Here is a 540-nt window from a genome sequence, read left to right as displayed (position 1 = left end):
TGCCTCGATGAGGCATGGCTCAATACGCACGAGGGCTCGACAACCACGCGCGACATACGACCGCTCGGGTACGAGTGGGCCGGACGATACGGCGCATGGCTCGGAAGCCGTCCACCCAATCTCTGGATCAACAACTGCCACCTGCTTGCCGCCAGCCTGTCCGGAAGCGGCACCGACCTCGCCAATCTCGCCACCTGTTCCCGTGCGGCGAACGCCAGCAAGCAAGCCGTTGACGATCCAGGAATGAATCCCAACATGGCGTCCATCGAGGCCCAGGTAAAGAAGGCCATCGTGGCGGATCATCAAATCGTTCATTACACGGTTGTGGCGCGCTACGAGGGGACGCGTACGGTTCCCTATGAGTTTGACATCACGGCAGTCGGAACCCATGTTGACGGAAGTCCGGGGATCGACGTTCATTCCGCCATCCAGAACAGGATCTTCGGAGTCAATTCCGGCGGATGGTTCAACCTGGGCAGGGCCGACGAGAATAGTGCGCCGGTTCCGACGGGTGCGATGAAATGACCGACTTCGAGGGAG

General features: G+C 60.4%; 1 protein-coding gene. It reads left to right on the top strand.

Features of this window, described 5'->3' with window-relative positions; all coding sequences use genetic code 11:
* Positions 1-525 (top strand): DNA/RNA non-specific endonuclease (locus ABD323_RS44895; protein ID WP_344447714.1); only part of this gene is annotated, 525 nt, incomplete at its 5' end.
* Positions 526-540: the final 15 nt, after the last annotated feature.

This window comes from Kitasatospora nipponensis (genome assembly GCF_039528135.1).
GTDB classification, from domain to species: domain Bacteria; phylum Actinomycetota; class Actinomycetes; order Streptomycetales; family Streptomycetaceae; genus Kitasatospora; species Kitasatospora nipponensis.
The sequence above is the reverse complement of the archived record's forward strand: the minus strand, read 5'-3'. Positions and strand labels throughout refer to the sequence as shown.